Annotated in this window: 21 protein-coding genes; 12 read left to right on the top strand and 9 right to left on the bottom strand. The window is 69.7% G+C overall.

Annotation, left to right across the window (positions count from 1 at the left end):
* The first annotated feature begins 165 nt into the window (after nt 1-165).
* A complete protein-coding gene (locus ACGFY9_RS41700; protein ID WP_393763264.1) occupies nt 166-786 on the top strand; it encodes a TetR/AcrR family transcriptional regulator in 621 nt (206 codons plus the stop codon).
* Nucleotide 787: 1 nt separating this feature from the next.
* Here the strand turns inward: ACGFY9_RS41700 and ACGFY9_RS41695 are convergent, their stop codons facing one another.
* The 4 genes from ACGFY9_RS41695 to ACGFY9_RS41680 form a co-directional block, all read right to left on the bottom strand.
* Nucleotides 788-1,111, bottom strand: a complete 324-nt coding sequence (locus ACGFY9_RS41695) for a multidrug efflux SMR transporter (protein WP_043674501.1) — start codon at nt 1,109-1,111, stop codon at nt 788-790.
* A gap of 87 nt (nt 1,112-1,198) precedes the next feature.
* The gene (rsgA, locus tag ACGFY9_RS41690; protein ID WP_033282058.1) at nt 1,199-2,209 is read right to left on the bottom strand and encodes a ribosome small subunit-dependent GTPase A; all 1,011 of its coding nucleotides are present in this window, start codon (nt 2,207-2,209) and stop codon (nt 1,199-1,201) included.
* A gap of 12 nt (nt 2,210-2,221) precedes the next feature.
* Nucleotides 2,222-3,550, bottom strand: a complete 1,329-nt coding sequence (gene aroA, locus ACGFY9_RS41685) for a 3-phosphoshikimate 1-carboxyvinyltransferase (protein ID WP_393763261.1) — start codon at nt 3,548-3,550, stop codon at nt 2,222-2,224.
* A gap of 125 nt (nt 3,551-3,675) precedes the next feature.
* Nucleotides 3,676-4,398 carry a M50 family metallopeptidase gene (locus ACGFY9_RS41680; protein ID WP_393763259.1) on the bottom strand — a complete coding sequence of 241 codons (723 nt, stop codon included), beginning with the start codon at nt 4,396-4,398 and terminating at the stop codon, nt 3,676-3,678.
* Between the two features lie 50 nt (nt 4,399-4,448).
* Here ACGFY9_RS41680 and ACGFY9_RS41675 point away from each other — a divergent pair, with 50 nt between their 5' ends.
* From ACGFY9_RS41675 to ACGFY9_RS41630, 10 genes are all read left to right on the top strand, one after another.
* On the top strand, nt 4,449-5,264 hold the full coding sequence (locus ACGFY9_RS41675; protein ID WP_393763257.1) for an SOS response-associated peptidase: 816 nt from the start codon (nt 4,449-4,451) through the stop codon (nt 5,262-5,264).
* Between the two features lie 10 nt (nt 5,265-5,274).
* Entirely contained in the window at nt 5,275-5,907 is a 633-nt protein-coding gene (locus tag ACGFY9_RS41670; RefSeq protein WP_393763530.1) for an alpha/beta family hydrolase, read from the top strand.
* A gap of 236 nt (nt 5,908-6,143) precedes the next feature.
* A complete protein-coding gene (gene sigR / locus ACGFY9_RS41665; protein WP_033282150.1) occupies nt 6,144-6,836 on the top strand; it encodes an RNA polymerase sigma factor SigR in 693 nt (230 codons plus the stop codon).
* Nucleotides 6,833-7,135 (top strand): mycothiol system anti-sigma-R factor, encoded by a 303-nt coding sequence (rsrA, locus tag ACGFY9_RS41660; RefSeq protein ID WP_393763255.1) that lies wholly within the window; start codon nt 6,833-6,835, stop codon nt 7,133-7,135. The genes sigR and rsrA overlap by 4 nt, the downstream gene beginning before the upstream one ends.
* A gap of 157 nt (nt 7,136-7,292) precedes the next feature.
* Complete coding sequence (locus tag ACGFY9_RS41655) at nt 7,293-8,633, top strand: HD-GYP domain-containing protein (RefSeq protein ID WP_393763253.1); 1,341 nt, start codon at nt 7,293-7,295, stop codon at nt 8,631-8,633.
* Between the two features lie 4 nt (nt 8,634-8,637).
* Nucleotides 8,638-9,888, top strand: a complete 1,251-nt coding sequence (locus ACGFY9_RS41650; protein ID WP_393763251.1) for an HD-GYP domain-containing protein — start codon at nt 8,638-8,640, stop codon at nt 9,886-9,888.
* Between the two features lie 104 nt (nt 9,889-9,992).
* Nucleotides 9,993-10,973: a tetratricopeptide repeat domain-containing protein gene (locus ACGFY9_RS41645; protein ID WP_033282065.1), complete on the top strand. Its 981-nt coding sequence runs from the start codon at nt 9,993-9,995 to the stop codon at nt 10,971-10,973.
* A 228-nt stretch (nt 10,974-11,201) separates the two neighbouring features.
* Nucleotides 11,202-11,852, top strand: coding sequence for a peptide deformylase (gene def, locus ACGFY9_RS41640; RefSeq protein ID WP_393763249.1), 651 nt, complete (start codon nt 11,202-11,204; stop codon nt 11,850-11,852).
* 296 nt (nt 11,853-12,148) lie between these two features.
* The gene (gene cyc1, locus ACGFY9_RS41635) at nt 12,149-13,243 is read left to right on the top strand and encodes an epi-isozizaene synthase (RefSeq protein ID WP_393763247.1); all 1,095 of its coding nucleotides are present in this window, start codon (nt 12,149-12,151) and stop codon (nt 13,241-13,243) included.
* Complete coding sequence (locus ACGFY9_RS41630; RefSeq protein WP_393763245.1) at nt 13,243-14,613, top strand: cytochrome P450; 1,371 nt, start codon at nt 13,243-13,245, stop codon at nt 14,611-14,613. The genes cyc1 and ACGFY9_RS41630 overlap by 1 nt, the downstream gene beginning before the upstream one ends.
* A gap of 17 nt (nt 14,614-14,630) precedes the next feature.
* On the opposite strand, the gene ACGFY9_RS41625 is transcribed toward ACGFY9_RS41630, so the two are convergent.
* Entirely contained in the window at nt 14,631-15,593 is a 963-nt protein-coding gene (locus ACGFY9_RS41625; RefSeq protein ID WP_393763243.1) for a GlxA family transcriptional regulator, read from the bottom strand.
* An 87-nt stretch (nt 15,594-15,680) separates the two neighbouring features.
* On the opposite strand from ACGFY9_RS41625, the gene ACGFY9_RS41620 reads away from it, so the two are divergent.
* A complete protein-coding gene (locus ACGFY9_RS41620; RefSeq protein WP_329257156.1) occupies nt 15,681-15,845 on the top strand; it encodes a hypothetical protein in 165 nt (54 codons plus the stop codon).
* Here the strand turns inward: ACGFY9_RS41620 and ACGFY9_RS41615 are convergent.
* The 4 genes from ACGFY9_RS41615 to ACGFY9_RS41600 all read right to left on the bottom strand — a co-directional run bounded on the left by ACGFY9_RS41615 (nt 15,823) and on the right by ACGFY9_RS41600 (nt 22,196).
* On the bottom strand, nt 15,823-16,281 hold the full coding sequence (locus tag ACGFY9_RS41615; RefSeq protein ID WP_393763241.1) for a hypothetical protein: 459 nt from the start codon (nt 16,279-16,281) through the stop codon (nt 15,823-15,825). The two genes, ACGFY9_RS41620 and ACGFY9_RS41615, sit on opposite strands and share 23 nt — an antisense overlap.
* A 127-nt stretch (nt 16,282-16,408) precedes the next feature.
* Entirely contained in the window at nt 16,409-18,493 is a 2,085-nt protein-coding gene (locus ACGFY9_RS41610) for a putative Ig domain-containing protein (protein ID WP_393763239.1), read from the bottom strand.
* A gap of 311 nt (nt 18,494-18,804) precedes the next feature.
* On the bottom strand, nt 18,805-19,818 hold the full coding sequence (locus ACGFY9_RS41605) for a ribonucleotide-diphosphate reductase subunit beta (protein ID WP_262055759.1): 1,014 nt from the start codon (nt 19,816-19,818) through the stop codon (nt 18,805-18,807).
* Complete coding sequence (locus tag ACGFY9_RS41600; protein ID WP_393763527.1) at nt 19,818-22,196, bottom strand: ribonucleoside-diphosphate reductase subunit alpha; 2,379 nt, start codon at nt 22,194-22,196, stop codon at nt 19,818-19,820. Before ACGFY9_RS41600 ends, ACGFY9_RS41605 begins: the two co-directional genes overlap by 1 nt.
* Between the last annotated feature and the right edge of the window lie 21 nt (nt 22,197-22,217).

Raw genomic sequence — 22,217 nt, 5'->3', positions numbered from 1 at the left:
GAAAGCGGGAGGTGGGGGACCATCGCGTCTCTCCCTGAGCGGCACCCTTCCGTCAACTCCCGCGCGCAATGGCCGAAGTGCGCCCCCCGGCGCCGCCGCGAACCCTTGACAGTGCTCCCGTGCGCGTCAAATCTGGGCGCAGAGCCGCTCGCCCCCGGGAGGCGAATGATGCCTGCAGCGCGGGAATCCCTGCTGGACGCCGCCTATACGGCGCTGGCGCGCCGGTCGTGGTCCACCGTACGGATGGTGGACGTGGCCGCGGCCGCCGGAGTGTCCCGGCAGACGCTGTACAACGAGTTCGGCAGCAAGGAGGGGCTCGCGCGGGCACTGGTCAGAAGGGAGGCCGACGGGTATCTCGTCGGTGTCGAGCGGGCGCTCGGCAGCCACAGCGACGCCCGCGAGCGGCTGACCGCGACCGCCGAGTGGACCACGTCGGCGGCCCGCGAGAACGCGCTGGTACGGGCGATGCTCACCGGCTGCTGGAGCGAACGGCTGCCCTCGCCGACCCTGTCCGCGGTGCCGTCCTCCTCCGCCGTGCCGGCACAGCGCCGGGCCGACGGACCGCTGCCCTCACCCGGTGACTTCGTGGCCGTCGTCCGCGACCGTGCCGTGGCGGCACTCGCCGGACCCGGGGCGGCCAAGCCGGACACCGCCGACCTGGCCCGGTCCTGCGAACTCGTCGTACGGCTGGCGCTGTCCTGCGTGGCCGCACCGCCGGGGGAGGGCGGGGTCGGTGAACTGGTGCGCGGCGCGCTGACGCCGACCCATCGGATCCTGGGTGCCTGAACTAGTGCGCGGAGCCCGACAGTTGGAGTCCGATCACGCCGACGATGACGAAGCTGATCGACACGAGCTTCAGCGTCGACACCAGGTCGCCCAGGAAGGCCATCCCGTAGATCGCGGTGCCGGCCGCGCCGATGCCGGTCCACACGGCGTAGGCCGGGCCCACGTCGAGTTTCTTCAGGGAGAGGGTGAGCAGGCCGAAGCTGCCCAGGGCGAAGGAGCAGAAGGCGACCGTCGGCCACAGGCGCGTGAAGCCGTGGGACAGCTTCAGGCACACGGCGAACCCGGTCTCCAGAATTCCGGCCACGACAACCAGCAGCCACGCCATTGTGCTGTCCTCCCGTTTGTCCGGCTCGGTGCGATTATGCACTTACCGAACTTGAGTCCCCACAAACACGCGGTGGTCAGGCGGTGATCAGTCGCCCTCGGTTCGCTCCCGGGTGGCCAGCAGCCGCCGTAGCGAATAGAGCCGCTGCGGGTCCGCGTGGCCGTCGGCCACCCACTGGTCCAGGGCGCAGTCCGGCTCGTCGTGGCTGCACGCGCGCGGGCAGTCGGCCGTGCCCGGCTCCAGGTCGGGGAAGGCCTTGATGACCCGGGACGGGTCCACGTGGTGCAGGCCGAAGGAACGGACGCCCGGGGTGTCGACGACCCAGCCGGAGTCGTCGGGCAGCGGGATCATGCGCGCCGAGGTCGTGGTGTGCCGGCCGCGTCCGGTGACGGCGTTGACGATGCCGGTGCTGCGCCGCCGCTCCAGCGAGACCAGCGCGTTGACGAGGGTCGTCTTGCCGACACCGGAGTGGCCGACGAACGCCGTGATCTTGCCGTCCAGTTGCTTGCGGACCCGCTCCACCGCGGTGCCGTTCTCCAGCTCCTCGCGGCTCGTGACGACGTACGGGACGCCCAACGCGCCGTACATCTCCAGGAGTTCGTCCGGTGAGGCCAGATCCGACTTGGTCAGGACGAGCAGCGGGTCGAGGCCGCCGTCGTAGGCCGCGACCAGGCAGCGGTCGATGAGGCGCGGGCGCGGCTCGGGGTCGGCGAGGGCGGTGACGATGGCGAGCTGGTCGGCGTTGGCGACGACCACGCGCTCGTACGGGTCGTCGTCGTCGGCCGTGCGGCGCAGCACGGAGGTGCGCGGCTCGATGCGGATGATGCGGGCGAGGGTGTCCTTGTCGCCGGAGAGGTCGCCGATGATGCCGACGCGGTCGCCGACCACCGCCGCCTTCCGGCCCAGTTCGCGGGCCTTGACCGCCATCACGACCCGGTCCTCGACCAGGCAGGTCAGCCGGCCCCGGTCGACGGTGACGACCATGCCCTCGACCGCTTCCTCGTGCTTGGGGCGGATGTTCGTGCGCGGCCGGTTGCCCTTGCGGTTCGGGCGCTGGCGGATGTCGTCCTCGTCGGTGTTCTTGCCGTAGCGACGCATGGCGTGTGTCCCCTACGCCCCGTCGCTCCCGAGCATCCCGGTCCACAGGTCGGGGAAGTCCGGGAGGGTTTTCGCGGTCGTCGCCACGTTCTCGATCTGTACGCCCTCGACCGCGAGGCCGATGATCGCGCCCGCGGTGGCCATGCGGTGGTCCTCGTACGTGTGGAAGATCCCGCCGTGCAGGCGGCGCGGGCGGATGTGCAGACCGTCGGCGGTCTCGGTCACGTCACCGCCCAGCTCGTTGATCTCCTTGGTGAGCGCGGCCAGCCGGTCGGTCTCGTGCAGGCGGAGGTGGGAGACACCCCGCAGAGTTGACGGCGAGTCCGCGAGGGCCGCCACGGCCGCGATGCCGGGGGTCAGCTCGCCGACCTCGCTCAGGTCCACGTCGATGCCGTGGATCGCACCCGAACCGGTGAACTCCAGCCCGTACTCGGTCAGTTCGCAGGAACCGCCCATCTCGGTGAAGATCTGCCGCAGGCGGTCACCGGGCTGGGTCGTCCGCGCCGGCCAGTCCGGTACGACGACCTTGCCGCCGGCCACGAGCGCCGCCGCGAGGAACGGCTGGGCGTTGGACAGGTCCGGCTCCACGGTCAGGTCCCGGCCGAGCAGCGCGCCCGGGGTCACCCGCCAGACGTTGGGCTCGCCGCCCGACTCCGGCGTGTCGACCTGGGCGCCGACCGCGCGCAGCATGTCGACCGTCATCCGGATGTGCGGCATCGAGGGGAGCGAGGAGCCGATGTGGCGGACCTCGACGCCCTGGTTGAAGCGCGGGCCGGAGAGGAGCAGGGCGGACACGAACTGCGACGACGAGGACGCGTCGATCTCCACCGGGCCGCCGTCCAGCGCGCCTCCGCCGTGCACCGTCAGGGGCAGCGCGCCCCGGCCGTCGTCGTCGATCCGGGCGCCGAGGACGCGGAGGGCGTCGATCACGCCGTGCAGGGGGCGTTCGTACGAGCGCGGGTCGCCGTCGAAGCGGATGGGGCCGTCGGCCAGGGCGGCGACGGGGGGAAGGAAGCGCATGACGGTGCCCGCGTTGCCGACGTCGACCGTGGCCGGGCCGTGCAGGCCCGAGGGGATGACCCGCCAGAACTCGCCGGAGCCCTTTTCCGCGCCTACGCCCTCCTCGATGCCTACGCCCATCGCGCGCAGGGCGGCTGCCATGAGGAGGGTGTCCCGGGAGCGGAGGGGGCGGCGCAGCCAGCCCGGTTCGCTGGCGAGGGAGGCCAGGACGAGGGCGCGGTTGGTTACCGACTTGGACCCCGGGACGTGGACCGTCGCGTTGACGGCTCCGGCGGCTGTGGGGGCGGGCCAGAGGGCGGTTTGGTCGTTGTTCGGGGCCATGTGACCCACTGTATAAGTAGGCCGTCTTTCGGGTGCCGCGCCGTTGAGGCTGGTCGCGCCCACGCGGCGGAGCCGCACATGGATACAGCCCCGCGCCGTTTGTGACTCGCCCCTTCGGGGCTTTGTCACAGCTCCAGCAGCCACCTGCCGCCGCCTATCAGCGAGCACAGTGACACCAAGTGGAAGAGGAAGAACCACAAGCCTGCCGGTACGTGGGTCAGACGGGCGAGTTGGTCGGCGTCCGAGTCGCCCGCGCCGCCCCGTGCCCTCTTCGCCTGGAGCTCGAAAGCCGGGCGGACTCCCCCCAGCAACAAGAACCACACCACCGCGTACGCGAAGGCCGCCTGCACCTGGGGGCCCGTCAGCCAGGACACGAGCAGGAAGGCTGCTCCGCTGAGGATGACCGTGAGGGCGCCGTAGGCGTTGCGGATCATGACCAGCATGGCTATCAGGAGGAGGGTCGACAGCCACAGGAGGAGGGTGATGTGGCCGGCGCCCAGGAGGGCCGCGCCGCCCAGGCCCAGGAGTGGGGGAGCGGTGTAGCCGGCGGCTGCCGTGAGGATCATGCCGAGGCCGTGCGGCTTGCCGCGGCTGACCGTGAGGCCGCTGGTGTCGGAGTGGAGGCGGATGCCGGTGAGGGTGCGGCCGGTGAGCAGGGCCACCAGGCCGTGGCCGCCCTCGTGGGCGATGGTGATGGCATTGCGGGAGAGGCGCCACAGACCGTGCGGGACGACCACGGCCAGCGCGGCGACCATGGTGGCGATCACCACCCACAGGTCGGGGTCGGGCTGGCTGCCGAAGACCTCGTCCCAGAGGGCGCTGAACGAGGTGATTGCGGTGCTGTCCATTGGCGGCGGAGGCTCCCGTGGTGGTCGTCGAATCTGGCAGTCTGGCACGTATGTGCGGACGGTATGCAGCGAGTCGTGGGCCCGAGGATCTCGCAGGAGTCTTTGAGATCGAGAAGTGGGAGCCCGAGGAGGCTCTGGCCCCCGACTACAACGTGGCCCCGACCAAAGAGGTCTATGCAGTCCTCGACCGTCCACTTAAGGACGCGGACAGCCCGAAGCCGGTTCGCCAGCTCCGTCGGCTCAAGTGGGGGCTCGTGCCGAGCTGGTCGAAGACGCCCGAGGGCGGTGCCCGGATGATCAACGCGCGTGCCGAGACCGTGCACGAGAAGCCGTCGTACCGTCGCGCCTTCGCCGCCCGGCGCTGCATCATCCCCGCCGACGGCTACTACGAGTGGGTCACCGCCAAGGACGAGCGGGAGCTGGAGGTCGAGGGCAAGAAGAAGCGGCAGCGCAAGCAGCCGTACTTCGTGCTGCCCGCCGACGGGTCGGTCTTCGCGATGGCCGGGCTGTACGAGTTCTGGCGGGACCGGACCCTGCCCGACGACCATCCGCTGGCCTGGTGGGTCACCTGCTCGGTGATCACCACCGAGGCGGAGACGACTCCGTTGGCGGTCGCGCCGGAAGAGGGGCCGCACGCGCTGGCCGACATCCATCCCCGGATGCCGCTGATGCTCACCCCGGACCGCTGGGACTCCTGGCTCGACCCGTCCCGCACCGACCCGGACGACCTGCGCGAGCTGCTCGCCCCGCCGCCCGCCGGGCTGATGCGCGCGTACCCGGTGTCCACGGCTGTCAGCAACGTCCGCAACAACGGGCCGGAGCTGCTGAAGGAGCTGGAGGGGCCCGAAGAGGGCACACTCTTCTGACGTGAGCGAGATCATTTCCAGCGAGACCGTCGAGACCGACGCGGGGACCGCCCGCATCACCTGGCACACGGCCACGAAGGCGCGGCTCGTCCTCGCCGTCAGCCATGGTGCCGGTGGCGGCATCGAGGCGCGGGATCTGCAGGCCCTCGCCGCCGTGCTTCCCGGGCACGGGGTGAGCGTGGCGCTGGTCGAGCAGCCCTGGCGGGTCGCCGGGAAGAAGGTGGCGCCGGCGCCCAAGACGCTCGACGTGGGGTGGCGCGGGATCTGGCCGGCGGTCGCGAAGCCGGGGCTGCCGGTGGTCTCCGGGGGCCGCAGCGCCGGAGCCCGCGTGGCCTGTCGTACGGCTGTGGAGCTGGGGGCGGCCGCCGTCCTCGCCCTGAGTTTTCCGCTGCATCCGCCGGGCAGGCCCGAGAAGTCGCGGGCCGCTGAACTGCTCGGGGCCGGGGTGCCCACGCTCGTCGTGCAGGGCGGGAACGACCCCTTCGGGAAACCGGCGGAGTTCCCGGAGGGAGACTTCGGGCTGGTCGAGGTGCCGTACGGCGATCATGGCTTCGCGGTGCCCAAGCGGGCGGAGATCGGGCAGGACGAGGCCCTGGAGATCATCACGGGGCGCGTGGTGGAGTGGACTCGAACACTTGGGTAAGGGGCGGGAATGCCGGGGCCCTTACCACTGTTGAGGCGGACAGAGAGAGTCGTAGAAAGGAAGTCCGCCGCATGGGTTCGACCTTCTGCCCGTCCCGTAGCAGCCGCTCCGACCTGGACTGGTCGGTGCTGCGCGCGACCAAGGCCACCCCTATTGGGGCGGCGGGCGGACCGGATCGTCGTCTATCCTCCGATTCTGGTGGCATCGGCTTCGAGGCCACCCGGAATCTTGAGGAGGTGGGTCCGGTTCCCGGTACCGACGCAGGGACCGAACACGGCCAGGCGGAGCAGCCCGAGGGCCAGGGCACGAGCGAGGTCACAGCGGAATCGACCTCGGAGCGCAGTGCGCGCTTCGAGCGGGACGCGCTCGAATTCCTCGACCAGATGTACTCGGCCGCGCTGCGCATGACGCGAAACCCGGCCGACGCCGAGGACCTGGTGCAGGAGACGTACGCGAAGGCGTACGCGTCCTTCCACCAGTTCCGTGAGGGCACGAACCTCAAGGCGTGGCTGTACCGGATTCTCACCAACACGTTCATCAACTCGTACCGCAAGAAGCAGCGTGAACCCCAGCGCTCCGCGGCCGAGGAGATCGAGGACTGGCAGCTCGCGCGCGCCGAGTCGCACATGTCGACCGGTCTGCGCTCCGCCGAGTCGCAGGCGCTCGACCACCTGCCCGACTCGGACGTGAAGGAAGCGCTCCAGGCGATCCCCGAGGAATTCCGCATCGCCGTCTATCTCGCGGACGTCGAGGGCTTTGCGTACAAGGAGATCGCGGACATCATGGGGACACCCATCGGTACGGTGATGTCCCGGCTGCACCGCGGCCGTCGTCAACTGCGCGGCATGCTTGAGGACTACGCGCGTGACCGCGGCCTGGTCCCGGCCGGTGCCGGAGAGTCGAACGAAGCGAAAGGCTCGGGCTCATGAGCTGCGGAGAGCCGCACGAAACGGACTGCAGTGAGGTCCTCGACCATCTCTACGAGTTCCTCGACAGCGAGATGCCGGACGTCGACCGCGCCAAGTTCAAGCAGCACTTCACGGAGTGCTCGCCGTGCCTGGAGAAGTACGGGCTCGAAGAGGCCGTGAAGAAGCTGGTCAAGCGGTGCTGCGGTCAGGACGAGGTACCGACCGACCTGCGGGCCAAGGTCCTGGGGCGGCTCGATCTGATCCGTTCCGGGCAGGCCGTGCCCGAGCACGACCTGACGGCCGCCCCCCAGGAGTCCTGACCTCGGTCCTGACCTGGGTCTCGGTCTGCTGACCGTTTCCTGAACGGGCGATCGTCACTCGAACGTGCTAATTCGCGGGTGATACGCCCGCAGCCCTCCCCCGCCCGCCCTAGGCTCCTCGGCCTGGACAGGCATGGTCGGGGGAAGGGCGTCAGCCATGGAGGCGACACCGGCACGGGCACGTGCGTACGTCGTCTGTGTCGTCCTGGGCGCCCTGTGGTGTCTGCTCCCGCTGCCGACCGTCCACGCACCCTGGTGGGCGGTCGTACTGCTGGCGGCGCTCTACGCCGGCTGCGAGCAGGTCGCCCGGCGCCGCTTCGCGGGAACCTTCTACCCGGTGCTGCTCGCCGCGGCCTTCCTCCTCCCGCCCCCCGCCGCCGCGCTCGTGCCGCTGCCGGGGGCGCTGTTCTCCCATGTCGAACAGGGTTCGCCCTGGCTGCGGCGCAGCTGGCGGGCCGCGCAGCTCGCGCTGGGCGTGTGGGCGGCGGCCCGTGTGCACTGGGCGCTGGGCGGGCGGAACGCCGTCGTCGCGTCCGACTTCCCGTACGCGCTGGTGCCCGCCCTGGCCGCCGTCCTCGCGTTCTGCCTGGTCCTGACCGTGCTCGACGGCGGGATTCTCGCGCTGGCCGTGGGGGCACCTCCCACGCCTTTCGGGCAGTGGGGGAGGATGCCCGTACGGCGGGCCTGGCGAGGGCTGTTCCTACGGTCCCTGGCGCCCATCGGCGTGCACGGGCTCGCGGGGCTGATGATGGCCGTCCTGTGGCGCAGTCCCTACGGCCCCGTCGCCGCGCTGCTCGTGCTGCTGCCGATGGGGGTGTCCTGGTGGGTGTTCGCCCAGTACCACCGGGAACGCGCCGCCCATCAGGCCACCATCCGTGCTCTCGTCCAGGCCGTCGACATCAAGGACGGGTACACCCGCGGGCACAGTGAGCGGGTCGGGCAGGCGTCGATGATGATCGCACGCGAGCTCGGCATGGACGACTCACGGGTGGAGGTGCTGCGCTTCGCCGGGATCCTGCACGACGTCGGGAAGCTGGGCGTTCCCACGCGCCTGCTGCGCAAGGACGGGCCGCTCACTCCCGAGGAGCGGCGGGTGATCGAACTGCATCCCGAGTACGGGCACGAGATGGTGCGGGGCATTGGTTTCCTGGGGGAGGCCCGTGCGGCTGTCCTGCACCACCATGAGCGGTTGGACGGGAGCGGGTATCCGTACGGGCTGTTGGGGAGTCAGATCCCGGAGTCCGCGCGGGTAGTTGCTGTCGCCGACGCCTTCGACGCGATGACGTCCACCCGGTCCTACCGCCGGGCTCGGCCGGTGTCTGTCGCGCTGGAGGAGCTGTCGCGCTGTGCCGGAACTCAGTTCGACCCGTTGATGGTTCGGGCGTTGGTGCGGGCGCTGGGGCGGTGTGGGTGGCATCCGGCGGTGACCGCCGACGAGGTCCAGCCGTCCATTGTTCTCCCACCCAGCCCACCCGTTTCCACTGTGCTGAGGGGCTGACGCAATGCCCTCACCCCGGCCCCCTCTGATCCTCACCCTCATCCACACCTCCGCCGCCCTCCTAGCCCTCACCTCCCTCACCCTCACCCTCTGGACCGGCCTCGAAGAACCCCCCGTCGCCCTCGCCTTCGGAGTCCTCGTCGCCGTAGGGGAGTTGAGCCGATGGAACGGGACGACCGGTCTCAGGGAAACCGCCCCGCTCGGGGCGGCCGCCGCCCTCTCCTACGCCCTGCTCGGTGCCGACGCCGGCAACCCCACCCACCACGGCGTCTTCCAGACCGTCGCCGTGGTCGTCGCCGCCACACTCGTCGGCTGCGTCCCGCACATCGCGCGCGGCCACAGCCGCACCCCCGACCACATGGCGCGCCGCGTCCTGACCGTCGGCTTCGCGGCCGTCTGTTTCCAACCCCTGTACAACCAGGGTGTGTTCAGGCACTGGGGCGGCCCCGCCTACGCCCTGCTCCTGGTCGCGCTGCTCTCCCTCACCGCGCTCTGCGACGCTGTACTGGCCGCCGCGCTCGCGCACTCGCGGACGCGGTGGCCGTTCGGGCCGCTGCTGCGGGACGAGCTGCGGGGGATGCTCGGGATCGGGTCGGCCGTGTGCGCGACCGGCGCGGTGATGGCGCTCGCGGTCGCCGTCGTGGGGCTGTGGGCGCTGCCCGTGTTCTCGCTGCCGCTGCTGCTGACCCAGCTGTCCCTCCGGCGGTACGCGGCCGTACGGGACACCTACCGGCAGACCATCGCCTCCCTCGCCCGGTCCACCGAGATAGCCGGTTACACGCCTGCGGGGCACGCCCGCCGGGTCGCCGCGCTGTGTCAGGCGGTCGGGCGGGACCTGGGGCTGTCCGAGCCCGACCTCACCGTCCTGGAGTACGCCGCCCTGATGCACGACATCGGCCAGCTCAGCCTCGTCGACCCGGTACCGGCCGGCGCCACCGCCGTACTCCCTACGGAGGAGCAGCGGCGGATAGCGCTGCTCGGCGGGGCCGTCGTACGGCAGACCGGGGTGAGTCCTCAGGTGGCTGCCGTCGTGGAGCGGCAGGCCGACCCGTGCCGGGAGCAGCCGCTGTCCGCGCGGATCGTCCGGGCCGTGAACGCGTACGAGGAGAAAACCCGGGCAGGCGGCCCCGGCGGGCCTCTGCAGGCGCTGGAGGAGCTGCGCCTCGGGACCGCCGGGGACTACGCTCCCGAGGTCGTGGAAGCACTGGCCCGGGTACTGTCCCGGGACTGTCTGACCTTGCCTTCGGCTGGGTAACCCATGGGTAATGAGCGCCCTCCCAGCCGTACGTGGTTGGATGCGAAGAAGAGGGTGTCCGGGGGCAGAGCCAGCCCACTGAACGGAACTGGCAGGCGGGAATCGTGAGGATCTTCGGCAAGGGACGGCACCGGCCCTCCGCCTCCTGGCGGCAGGCCACAGACCGCGCGTTCACGCTGATCGGCGACGGCCGGTACGAGGACGCGGGCGCGCTGCTGACGCGGGCCGCCGATCTGGAGCCCTGGCTGTCCGAGTCCTGGTTCAACCTCGCCCTGCTGCACAAGTTCCGGCACGACTGGGAGCAGGCGCGGGCTGCCGGGCTGCGGGCCGTCGCGCTGCTCGACCGGGAGGCCGGCGCGCCTGACTGGTGGAACGTCGGCATCGCGGCCACCGCCCTGCAGGACTGGCCGCTGGCCCGGCGGGCCTGGCAGGCGTACGGGCTGCGGGTGCCGGGCGGGGTCACCGGGGCGGGTGAGCCGGCCGGGATGGATCTCGGCAGTGCGGCTGTACGGCTCTCTCCCGAGGGTGAGGCCGAGGTGGTCTGGGGGCGGCGGCTGGACCCCGCGCGGATCGAGGTGCTGTCCATTCCGCTTCCCTCGTCCGGGCGGCGGTGGGGTGAGGTTGTGCTCCATGACGGCGTGCCGCACGGGGAGCGGACGACCGCCGCCGGGCACTCGTACCCCGTGTTCGACGAGATCGAGTTGTGGGCGCCGTCTCCTGTGCCTACCTGGGTCGTCCTGCTGGAGGCTGCCGCCGAGGCCGATCGGGATGCGCTGGAGCAGTTGGCGGCGGATGCGGGGTTCGCGGCGGAGGACTGGTCGTCTTCCGTGCGGTTGCTGTGCCGGATGTGTTCCGAGTCCCGGATGCCGTCCGATGAGGGTGACGGGGAGCATCTCGATCCGCATGATCACAGTGAGCCTGGGCATCCTGGGCCGCTGGGGCATCGGACGGATGGGCAGTTGTGGGTGCCTGAGCGCGAGTGTGGGTTGGCTGCGCCGGCGTCGCTCGTCAGGGGGCTGTTGGACGGGTGGGTTGCCGACAGCCCTGATTCACGGGACTGGCGGGACTTGGAAGAGGTCTGCTGAGGTCGTTGGTCGGGTGCCGCGCCGTCGTGGCTGGTCGCGCAGTTCCCCGCGCCCCTTAAAGACAGGGCGCGCTCGCGCGGCGGAGCCGCACATCGACACAGTCCCGCGCCCCTCAAAGGCAGGGCGTTGTCGCCGCCCATTGACACAGGCCGGCGTCTCCTGAAGAACTCCACGTACCCTGTATCAGCAACTTCTCCCCCTTGGTTTTCAGGAAGGCTTACGTCGGTCATGGCGCAGCAGGACACCGATCAGCAGCACGTGGGCGTGCTCCCCGTGGATGACGAGGGGTTTGTCATCGACACCGAGGGGACCGAGGAGCGGGAGGCGGCCTGGCGGGAGCGGGGGGTCTCGCGGGCGATCACGGTCGTCGGGAATCCGGTGCTGCACAAGGAGTGCAGGGACGTCACCGACTTCGGCGCGGAGCTGGAGACGCTGGTGGCCGACATGTTCGCCTCGCAGCGCACCGCCGAGGGCGTCGGTCTCGCCGCGAACCAGGTCGGGGTCGACCTGAAGGTCTTCGTCTACGACTGCATGGACGACGAGGGCAAACGGCATGTCGGTGTCGTCTGCAATCCGAAGCTGGTCGACCTGCCCGCCGACAAGCGGCATCTGGACGAGAGCAACGAGGGGTGTCTGTCCGTGCCGACCGCGTATGCGCCGCTCGCACGGCCCGACTACGCCGAGGTGACCGGGCAGGACGAGAAGGGCAACCCGATCAAGGTCCGCGGCACCGGCTACTTCGCTCGGTGTTTGCAGCACGAGACCGATCACCTCTACGGCTACCTCTACATCGACCGGCTCTCCAAGCGCGACCGCAAGGACGCGCTGCGGCAGATGGCCGAGAACGAGCCCCGCTACCCCGTGGTCGCCAACGACTGATCCGGCCGACCCAGCGGTCGACCCGTCTCCCTTACGCACGGCGTCTGTTCAGGTGCAACTCCCTGACCAGGCGCCGTTCGTCTGTCCCTCGCACATTCGATCGTTTGTGCTCGCGTAGTGATCCAGAATCGGTCACACAAGGGGGGATTCTCGGCACTTGGGGGGAGTGAAGGGAGCAAATCCGTTCCCAGAACGGTCAGTTGTGGTGCTGAATAGGAAGTGCGGGGATACGCAACGGCGCACGCCCGGCACAGCGGGAGGGGCGTGCGCAACTGGCGGCTGAGAGGGGTTTGTTCGTGCCTGCTTTCTCACACAGCACCACATCGACAACGGCAACGGTAACGACGGTGATCGCGGTTCCGCCGTCGCTCTCTCTCCCGGTGATCGAGGCGGCGTTTCCCCGGCAACTGCATCCGTATTGGCCGAGGCTCCAGGAGAAGACACGTGTCTGGCTGCTGGAAAAGCGCCTCATGCCGGCGGACAAGGTAAGGGAATATGCCGACGGTCTTTGCTACACGGACCTGATGGCCGGGTACTACTTGGGCGCACCGGACGAGGTGCTCCAGGCGATAGCGGACTACAGCGCGTGGTTCTTCGTCTGGGACGACCGCCACGACCGGGACATCGTGCACCAACGCCCCGACGCCTGGCGGCGGTTGAGGTTCCGGTTGCATGCGGCACTGGATTCACCACGGCACCATCTGCTCCACCCGGACCCGCTGGTCGCCGGGTTCGCCGACAGCATGATGCGGATCTACTCGTTCCTGCCCGACACCTGGAACGCGCGGTTCGCCCGGCACTTCCACGCGGTCATCGAGGCCTACGACCGTGAATTCCGCAACCGCACCGAGGGGACCGTCCCCACCGTCGAGGACTATCTCGCGCTGCGCCGGCTCACTTTCGCCCACTGGATATGGACGGACCTGCTGGAGGCGAGCGCGGGACTCGAACTCCCGGACAGTGTGCGGAAACACCCGGGATATCGGCGCGCGGCACTGCTCAGCCAGGAATTCGCCGCCTGGTACAACGACCTCTGCTCGCTGCCCAAGGAACTCGCGGGCGACGAGGTCCACAATCTCGGAATCAGCCTCATCAAACACGAGGGGCTGACTCTTGAGGACGCTGTCGCCGAACTGAGGCGCCGTATCGAGGAATGCATAGACGAATTCCTCGTCGCGGAACGGGACACCTTACGTCTCGCCGACCGGCTCGACGACGGCACTGTGCGCGGAAAGGAATTGAGCGCCGCGGTACGGACCTGCCTCGGCAATATGCGGAACTGGTTCAGCACCGTCTACTGGTTCCACCACGAGTCCGGCCGTTACATGGTCGACAGCTGGGACGACCGGTCCACACCCCCGTACGTCAACAACGAAGCGGCAGGTGAGTAATGACCGTCGAGTCTGTGAAGCCCGCGGCACCCGAGGTGCCGGAACTGCTTGAGCCGCCCGTCGCGGGCGGCAGGGTCCCGCTTCTCGGCCACGGCTGGAAGCTGGTCCGCGACCCCCTGGCCTTCATGGCCCAACTCCGCGACCACGGCGACGTGGTGAGGCTCCGCCTCGGCCCGAAGACGGTCTACGCCGTCACCGCGCCGGCCCTCACCGGCGCCCTGGCGCTGAACCCCGACTTCATCATCGCGGGCCCGCTGTGGGAGTCCCTGGAGGGACTGCTCGGCAAGGAGGGCGTGGCCACCGCCAACGGCCCCCTGCACCGGCGCCAACGGCGGATCATCCAGCCCGCGTTCAAGCTCGACGCGATCCCCGCCTACGGCCCGATCATGGAGGAGGAGGCGCACGCGCTCACCGAGCGGTGGAAGTCCGGCGGGACGATCGACTGCACCTCCGAGTCCTTCCGGGTCGCCGTGCGGATCGCCGCCCGCTGTCTGCTGCGCGGCGACTTCATGGACGAGCGCGCCGAGCGGCTGTGCGTCGCGCTCGCCACCGTCTTCCGGGGCATGTACCGGCGGATGGTGGTACCGGCGGGACCGCTCTACCGGCTGCCCCTCCCGGCCAACCGCGAATTCAACCGGGCATTGGCCGATTTGCACCTCCTCGTCGACGAGATCGTGGCCGAGCGGCGCGAATCTGGTCAAAAGCCGGACGATTTGCTGACGGCATTGCTGGAGGCGACGGACGACAATGGCGATCCGATCGGGGAACAGGAGATCCACGACCAGGTCGTCGCGATCCTCACCCCGGGAAGCGAAACAATCGCGTCCACGATCATGTGGCTGCTCCAGGTCCTCACCGAACACCCGGAACACGCCGACAAGGTACGCGAAGAGGTCGAATCCGTGACGGGCGGCCGCCCGGTGGCATTCGACGACGTCCGGAAGCTCACGCACACGAACAATGTCGTCGTCGAGGCCATGCGGCTGCGTCCCGCCGTATGGATATTGACGCGACGGGCGGTCGCCGACTCCGAACTGGGCGGCTATCGGATTCCGGCCGGGGCCGACATCATCTACAGCCCGTACGCGATCCAGCGCGACCCGCGTTCATATGCCCACAACACGGAGTTCGACCCCGACCGCTGGCTTCCGGAACGGTCCAAGGACGTGCCGAAGTTCGCCATGAGCCCGTTCAGCAACGGCAACCGGAAGTGTCCCAGCGACCACTTCTCGATGGCCCAACTGAGCCTGATCACGGCGGCGGTGGCGACGAGGTACCGCTTCGAGCAGGTGTCCGGCTCGAACGACACCACCCGCGTCGGCATCACCCTCCGCCCGAACCGGCTGCTGCTCAGGCCCGTGTCGCGGTGAGACGCGACGGCGTACGTTCAGGCGGCTTCCGGGCCCCTGAACGTGCGTCGGTAGGCGTTCGGCGTGGTGCCGAGCGCCCGGACGAACTGGTGGCGCAGGGCGGGCGCGGTGCCGAAGCCGGCCCGCCAGGCGATCGCGTCCATGGTCTCGTCCGTCCCCTCCAGCAACTGCTGGGCCAGCAGCACCCGTTGACGCAGGATCCAGCGGTACGGCGTGGTCCCGGTCTCCTGCTGGAAGCGGCGGGCGAAGGTGCGCGGTGACATGTGGGCACGGGCGGCGAGCTGTTCGACGGTGACCTCCTGGTTGAGGTGCTCCGCCATCCACACCAGCACCTCGCCCACCGTGTCGCACTGCGAGCGCGGCAGCGGCCGCTCGATGTACTGGGCCTGGCCGCCGTCGCGGTGCGGCGGGACGACCATCCGCCGCGCGATCGCGTTGGCGACCTCAGGCCCCTGCTCCTTGCGCACGATGTGCAGACAGGCGTCGATACCGGCCGCGGTGCCTGCCGAGGTGATCACCGGGTCCGCGTCGACGTACAGCACATCCGGCTCCACGACGACCTTCGGATACCGCCGGGCGAGCAGCTCCGCGTGGTGCCAGTGCACCGCGCACCGCCGCCCGTCCAGCAGGCCGGCGGCGGCCAGCACGAACACGCCCGAACAGACGCTGAGCACCCGCGCACCCCGGTCCACGCCCCGTCGTAGGGCATCGAGCAGTTCCTCGGGGTACTCCCGGGCCGCGTAGGCCGCACCGGCCGGTACGGCGATGAGATCCGCGGTCTCCAGGCGTTCCAGGCCGTGTTCCACGGCCAGGGAGAAGCCCGCGTGGGTGGTCAGGGTCGGGCCCTCGGCCGAGGCGACGGCGAAGTCGTAGACCGGCAGGCCCTCGTCGCTGCGGTCGAGGCCGAACACCTCGCAGACGACGCCGAGTTCGAAGGGGTGCACTCCGTCGAGCAGGACCACGGCCACGTTCTTCAGCATGCTGCCAGTGTGCGCCACGACTGGCAGTAAATCGAGGGTGTACGGCAGTCCCGCCACTCACGGTAAGGAGTCAAAAGGACGAGACTCATGTCCATGAACACAGCCATGGACAACCTCATCGCCCTCCTCACCGTCGTCGGCATCCTCGTGGCCGTGACCTTCCCGTCGCTGCTCGGCATCGCGCACGACCGGCGCATCGACCGTCAGATCCGGACCGCCCACCGGATGATCACTTCGACACCACGACGGTGACCGACCATTCCTGAATGCCCTTGCACGAGATCTTGTGCGGCGCGGTCGCGCACAGTGGCCGGGACGACGTGAGCTTCACGGTCCCGGCCGAGACCGCCTCGTAGGCGTTGCTCGCGTCGCCGGGCCGGATCAGGATCCCGCTGTTGGTGGCCTTCAGGCCGGTACCGACGGTCTTCACCGGCGCCCAGGGGCGGGTGGTCGTCCCGTCCAGCAGGATGCGAACGGTGTTGCCGGTCGTCAGGCAGAACGTGCCGCTCGTGTCGGTGGCGGAGAGTGTCTCCTTCGCCGTGCAGGCCGCCCGGCTCTTGCTCGGTGTGGGGGACGACGACGGCGACACGCTGCCGCTGCCGGTGTCGGACTTCGTGCCGCCGCAGCCCGTGAGGGCGAGCGCCAGGGTGGCGACGGCGAGGGACGGACCAAGAATCGATCGGCGCATGGGGGGCCTCCTTTGCCCCTTTGACGTGTCACGGACGCATCCGGATCCCTCGTGAGCAGTGAAATATCCGTGGACATGACAGGACCCCGGCCGCTGCGAGACGGCCGGGGTCCAGCTCATGAAGGGGTCAGCTGGTCGTCACGGCGGTGTCGTCGACGACGAAGCTGGTCTGGAGGGAGGAGTCCTCGACGCCGCTGAACTTCAGCGTGACGGTCGAGCCGGCGTACGCGGAGAGGCTGATGCTCTTCTGTACGTACCCGGTGGCCGCGTTGAGGTTGGAGTAGGTGGCCAGGGTGGTCGATCCGGCGGTGACCGTCAGCTTGTCGTAAGCCGTGCTGGTGCTGGTCTCCGCGGTGTCGATGTGCAGGTAGAAGGTGAAGGTCGTGCCCGTGCAGCCGGACGGGATGGTCACCGACTGGGACAGCGTGTCGGTGTGGGTGGAGCCGTAGCCGTCGAGCCAGGCCTTGTACGAACCGGCGTGTGCCGCCTCGCCGGTGTCGTTGGTGATGACGCCGCTGGTGGCGGTCCAGGTGGTGTTGCCGGACTCGAAGCCCGGGTTGCCCAGGAGCTGGGTCGAGGTGCAGGAGCCGCCGCCGGAGGTGCTGACCGTCCAGGTGAAGGAGGCCGAGCCGGAGGCGCCCGTGGAGTCGGTCGCGGTCACCGTCACGGCGTAGGTGCCGGCGGTGGACGCGGTGCCGGAGATCAGCCCGGTCGAGCTGCTGATCGACAGGCCGGTGGGCAGCCCGCTCGCGCTGTAGGTGAGGGTCGCGCCCGCGCTGTCCGAGGCCGAGATCTGCAGGCTGGCCGTGGAGCCGGTCACGGTGGACTGGCTGCCCGGGTTGGTGACGGTGACCGTGTTGCCCGTGGTGGTGCCGGAGGTGAAGGCGGCGGTGCCGTCGGGGGTGCCCCAGCCGGTCGGACCGTCGTAGCCGGTGCCCGCGGTGCAGAAGTAACTCGTCGAGCAGGTGCCGTTGTTGCCGCTCGTGACGTCGTACAGGTTGCTGGTGTGGGAGTAGGGGTACTTCGCCGGGTAGTCGCTGGAACCGGGGGTGCCGGCCAGCGCGTAGACGCCCGCGATGATCGGGGACGAGGCGCTGGTGCCGCCGTAGACCGCCCAGCCGGAGCCGCCGTAGGTGTCGTAGACGGCCACGCCGGTGGCGGGGTCGGCGACGGCGGAGACGTCGGCCTCCATGCGCTTGGTGCAGCCCGTGTCGGTCTGCCAGGTCGGCTTCGCGTCGTAGGCGGAGCAGCCGGAGCCGCCGCCCTCGGTGCTGCTGGTCTTCCACACGGACTCGGTCCAGCCACGGGAGTTGGACGACGTGGAGAGCGCGGTGCCGCCGACTGCCGTCACGTACTGGGACGTTGCCGGGTACTCGGCGCCGTAGGCCTCGTCACCGGAGGAGACGGTGATCGCGACGCCCGGGTGCTTGAAGTACGAGGTGTCCTCGGAGGTCTGCGAGGAGGACTCGGAGCCGCCCCAGCTGTTGGAGACGAACTTCGCGCCCAGGGCGACGGCCTCGTTCTCGGCGGTGCCGAGGTTGGCGTCGGTGGCCGAGGTGGCCTCCACCAGGATGATGTTGCAGTTCGGGCAGACCGCGCTGACCATGTCGATGTCGAGCGCTTCCTCACCCGCCCAGCCGGTGTCGTTCGTCGGCAGGGAGGTGGTGGAACCGGTCTGGCTGACCTGCTTGAAGCAGCCGCTCGCCTTGGTGCAGGCGGAGAGGCCGAAGTTCGAGCGGTAAGTGGCCAGGTCCGACTCGGCGTTGGGGTCGTTGTACGCGTCGACCACGGCGACCGTCAGGCCGGAGCCGCCGGTCGAGGGAAGCGCGTACGCGCTGTGCAGGTTGGCCGGGCTCAGCCCGGACACCGCCGCGGCCGCGTCCGCGTGCACGGCGGCGGCCAGCTTCTGCTTGATGTCGGTGCGCCGCTGGGCGAAGCAGGACGCCGAACCGGGGGCCGCGGTCGCGCAGAGGCGCTCGGTCGGCACCTTCTGGCCGGCCTTGCCGGTCGAGTGGACGGCCTGGGCCGCGGGGGCGGTCAGGGCCTTGGAGTTCTGGGTGACCTTGGAGACCTGGGCGGACTGGACGGCGGCCTGTGGGGCGGGTTGCGCGCCGGCGGGAGAGGCCGCCACGAGCCCGAAGACGCTGAGGGTGAGGGCGGGTATGGCGGCGGTCAGCAGTCTTCGCAGACTCCGTCTGGGCTTTTCACGCATGGGGGTACTGCCTCCATCGTGGGAGTGGGGTTCCTCGGCGTGGTGGCAGGCCTGTGACGCGCGTAGCGGCGGCAGATGGCATCGTCATGGGCATGACACTTTGAGCGTCCTGTGGGGCCACTGATGAATGACATGAACAGGACGGGTGGAACGTAGCCGGGGCGACGAGACCGCGAACAGACGCACCCCATGAACTTTGCCGCTCCATAGGAACTCCATGGACGGCCCATGGAAGCTCCATGGGCCGTCCGCGAAGTAAGAGGCACATAAAGGGGACTGGGAGTCCGCTGGGGGAGTCCTCCGGCGGGGCCCTAGAAGTCCTCGTCCAGGTCGACCGTGCCTTCTACGGCGACCTGGTACGCCGACGGGCGGCGCTCGAAGAAGTTCGTCAGCTCCTGCACGCCCTGCAACTCCATGAAGGAGAAGGGGTTCTCGGAGCCGTAGACCGGTGCGAAGCCCAGCCGCTGGAGGCGCTGGTCCGCGACGCACTCCAGGTACTGGCGCATCGAGTCGGTGTTCATGCCCGGCAGACCCTCACCGCACAGGTCGCGCCCGAACTGCAGCTCCGCCTCCACGGCCTCCTTCAGCATGTCCGTGACCTGCTGCTGGAGTTGGTCGTCGAAGAGCTCCGGCTCCTCCTTGCGGACGGTGTCGACCACCTCGAAGGCGAAGCTCATGTGCATGGTCTCGTCGCGGAACACCCAGTTGGTGCCGGTGGCGAGACCGTGCAGGAGACCCCGGCTGCGGAACCAGTAGACGTACGCGAAGGCGCCGTAGAAGAACAGGCCCTCGATGCAGGCGGCGAAGCAGATGAGGTTGAGGAGGAAGCGGCGGCGGTCGGCCTGGGTCTGGAGGCTGTCGAGTTTCTCGACCTCGTTGATCCACTTGAAGCAGAACTCGGCCTTCTCGCGGATGGAGGGGATGTTCTCCACCGCGTCGAAGGCGGCCGCCCGGTCCTCCGGGTCGGGGAGGTAGGTGTCCAGCAGGGTCAGATAGAACTGGACGTGCACCGCCTCCTCGAAGAGCTGACGGCTCAAGTAGAGCCGAGCCTCGGGGGAGTTGATGTGCTTGTACAGGGTCAGCACGAGGTTGTTCGCCACGATCGAGTCGCCCGTCGCGAAGAACGCGACCAGCCGGCCGATCATGTGCTGCTCACCCGGCGTCAGCTTCGCGAGGTCGGCGACGTCCGAGTGGAGGTCGACCTCCTCGACGGTCCAGGTGTTCTTGATCGCGTCCCGGTAGCGCTCGTAGAAGTCCGGGTAGCGCATAGGGCGGAGGGTCAGCTCGAAGCCCGGGTCGAGGAGGTTCTTGGCTTCGGTCGTCATTACTGGCAGGCCTCGCAGGACTCGGGGTTTTCCAGGGAGCAGGCGACCGCGTCTTCGTCGGTGGTCAACTGCTGTACGGGGATGGGGGTTTGGGCCTGGGCCGCGCGGGCGATGCGGGTCGCCGGACGTGAGCGCAGGTAGTACGTCGTCTTCAGGCCCTGCTTCCAGGCGTACGCGTACATCGAGGAGAGCTTGCCGATCGTCGGCGTCTCCAGGAACAGGTTCAGGGACTGGGACTGGTCCAGGAACGGGGTGCGGGCGGCGGCCATGTCGATCAGGCCGCGCTGCGGGATCTCCCAGGCCGTGCGGTACAGGGCGCGCACGTCGGCCGGGATCCAACTGAAGCCCTGCACCGAGCCGTTGGCCTCACGCAGCGCCTCGCGGGTGCGGGCGTCCCACGCGCCGAGCTGCTTCAACTCGTCGACCAGGTAGGAGTTGACCTGGAGGAACTCGCCGGAGAGCGTCTCGCGCTTGAACAGGTTGGAGACCTGCGGCTCGATGCACTCGTAGACGCCGGCGATCGACGCGATCGTGGCGGTGGGGGCGATCGCCAGCAACAGGCTGTTGCGCATGCCGGTTTGGGCGATACGTTCCCGCAGTGCCGACCAGCGCTCCGGCCAGGTCAGTTCCACGCCGTAGTGGTCGGGGTGCAGGACGCCCCGGGCGGTACGGGTCTTCTCCCAGGCCGGGAGCGGGCCGTTGCGCTCGGCGAGGTCGGCGGAGGCCTCGTACGCGGCGAGCATGATGCGCTCGGCGATGCGGGTGGAAAGGGCCTGCGCCTGCGGCGAGTCGAAGGGGACGCGGAGTTTGAAGAAGACGTCCTGGAGGCCCATCGCGCCCAGGCCGACCGGGCGCCAGCGGGCGTTGGAACGGCCCGCCTGCTCGGTCGGGTAGAAGTTGATGTCGACCACGCGGTCCAGGAAGGTGACGGCGGTGCGGACCGTCTCGTCCAGCCGCTCCCAGTCGATGTCACCGTTCGCTTGGTCCACGAATGCGCCGAGGTTCACCGAGCCCAGGTTGCAGACCGCCGTCTCGCCGTCGTCCGTGACCTCAAGGATCTCCGTGCAGAGGTTCGAGGAGTGGACGGTGTGGCCCGGCTCGGCCGTCTGGTTGGCGGTGCGGTTGGCCGCGTCCTTGAAGGTCATCCAGCCGTTGCCGGTCTGCGCGAGGGTGCGCATCATGCGGCCGTAGAGGTCACGGGCCGGGATGGTCTTCTTGGCGAGCCCCTGCGCCTCGGCCTTGCGGTAGGCCGCGTCGAACTCGTCCCCCCACAGGTCGACCAGCTCGGGCACGTCGGCGGGGGAGAAGAGCGACCAGTCGCCGTCCGCGTTCACCCGGCGCATGAACTCGTCCGGGATCCAGTGCGCCAGGTTCAGGTTGTGCGTACGCCGGGCGTCCTCACCGGTGTTGTCCCGCAGCTCCAGGAACTCCTCGATGTCGGAGTGCCAGGTCTCCAGGTACACCGCGGCCGCGCCCTTGCGCCGGCCGCCCTGGTTCACCGCGGCGACCGAGGCGTCCAGCGTCTTCAGGAACGGGACGATGCCGTTGGAGTGCCCGTTCGTCCCCCGGATCAGCGAACCCCGGCTGCGGATGCGGGAGTACGACAGTCCGATGCCGCCGGCGTGCTTCGAGAGGCGGGCGACCTGGTGGTAGCGGTCGTAGATGGAGTCCAGCTCGTCCAGCGGGGAGTCGAGGAGGTAGCAGGACGACATCTGGGGGTGCCGGGTGCCGGAGTTGAAGAGCGTGGGGGAGGACGGGAGGTAGTCCAGGCGGCTCATCAGGCGGTAGAGCGCGGCGACTTCGTCCAGGGCGCGGGCGCTGTCGTCCTCGGCGAGGCCGGCCCCGACCCGGAGCATGAAGTGCTGGGGGGTCTCGATGACCTTGCGGGTGATCGGGTGCCGCAGGAGGTAACGGCTGTACAGGGTGCGCAGGCCGAAGTAGCCGAAGCGGTCGTCGCCCTCCGTGTCGATCAGCGCGTCGAGGCGGGCCGCGTGAAGCGTCACGAACTCGGCGGTGCGGTCCGCGATGAGGCCCTCGCGGTGGCCTACGGCGACGGACTCGGTGAACGTCGTGACGCCCTGGGAGGCGGCCTCGGCGGCGATGCTGATCGTCAGCAGCCGGGCGGCCAGCCGGGAGTAGACCGGGTCCTCGGAGATGAGGCCGGCGGCCGCCTCCGTCGCCAGCTCGCGCAGTTCCGCCACGTCCGCGTGCGCGGACCGGCCGCGCAACGTGGCGGCGGCGACCCGGCCGGGGTCGGCGTCGGGGAGGTCGGCGGTCAGCTCGGTCAGGGTCCGCAGGATCGCGGTACCGGGGCCGTCGGCGTCCTGAACGGCCGTTCCGGGAACGGCGGTTCCGGGTCCGGTCGTGGTCGCCGCGATCGCCTCGTTCGCCTGGGTCGC

The organism is Streptomyces sp. NPDC048504, assembly GCF_043200035.1.
Taxonomy (GTDB): domain Bacteria; phylum Actinomycetota; class Actinomycetes; order Streptomycetales; family Streptomycetaceae; genus Streptomyces.
Note: the sequence above shows the minus strand (reverse complement) of the source record. Positions and strands in the feature narration are given on the sequence as shown.

Bases quoted from the DNA above. Each gene is read 5' to 3' on its own strand.
- ACGFY9_RS41700 (WP_393763264.1), top strand. From the start codon at position 166: ATGATGCCTGCAGCGCGGGAATCCCTGCTGGACGCCGCCTATACGGCG.
- ACGFY9_RS41695 (WP_043674501.1), bottom strand. From the start codon at position 1,111: ATGGCGTGGCTGCTGGTTGTCGTGGCCGGAATTCTGGAGACCGGGTTC.
- rsgA (WP_033282058.1), bottom strand. From the start codon at position 2,209: ATGCGTCGCTACGGCAAGAACACCGACGAGGACGACATCCGCCAGCGC.
- aroA (WP_393763261.1), bottom strand. From the start codon at position 3,550: ATGGCCCCGAACAACGACCAAACCGCCCTCTGGCCCGCCCCCACAGCC.
- ACGFY9_RS41680 (WP_393763259.1), bottom strand. From the start codon at position 4,398: ATGGACAGCACCGCAATCACCTCGTTCAGCGCCCTCTGGGACGAGGTC.
- ACGFY9_RS41675 (WP_393763257.1), top strand. From the start codon at position 4,449: ATGTGCGGACGGTATGCAGCGAGTCGTGGGCCCGAGGATCTCGCAGGA.
- rsrA (WP_393763255.1), top strand. From the start codon at position 6,833: ATGAGCTGCGGAGAGCCGCACGAAACGGACTGCAGTGAGGTCCTCGAC.
- ACGFY9_RS41655 (WP_393763253.1), top strand. From the start codon at position 7,293: ATGGAGGCGACACCGGCACGGGCACGTGCGTACGTCGTCTGTGTCGTC.
- ACGFY9_RS41650 (WP_393763251.1), top strand. From the start codon at position 8,638: ATGCCCTCACCCCGGCCCCCTCTGATCCTCACCCTCATCCACACCTCC.
- def (WP_393763249.1), top strand. From the start codon at position 11,202: ATGGCGCAGCAGGACACCGATCAGCAGCACGTGGGCGTGCTCCCCGTG.
- ACGFY9_RS41630 (WP_393763245.1), top strand. From the start codon at position 13,243: ATGACCGTCGAGTCTGTGAAGCCCGCGGCACCCGAGGTGCCGGAACTG.
- ACGFY9_RS41625 (WP_393763243.1), bottom strand. From the start codon at position 15,593: ATGCTGAAGAACGTGGCCGTGGTCCTGCTCGACGGAGTGCACCCCTTC.
- ACGFY9_RS41620 (WP_329257156.1), top strand. From the start codon at position 15,681: ATGTCCATGAACACAGCCATGGACAACCTCATCGCCCTCCTCACCGTC.
- ACGFY9_RS41615 (WP_393763241.1), bottom strand. From the start codon at position 16,281: ATGCGCCGATCGATTCTTGGTCCGTCCCTCGCCGTCGCCACCCTGGCG.
- ACGFY9_RS41610 (WP_393763239.1), bottom strand. From the start codon at position 18,493: ATGCGTGAAAAGCCCAGACGGAGTCTGCGAAGACTGCTGACCGCCGCC.
- ACGFY9_RS41605 (WP_262055759.1), bottom strand. From the start codon at position 19,818: ATGACGACCGAAGCCAAGAACCTCCTCGACCCGGGCTTCGAGCTGACC.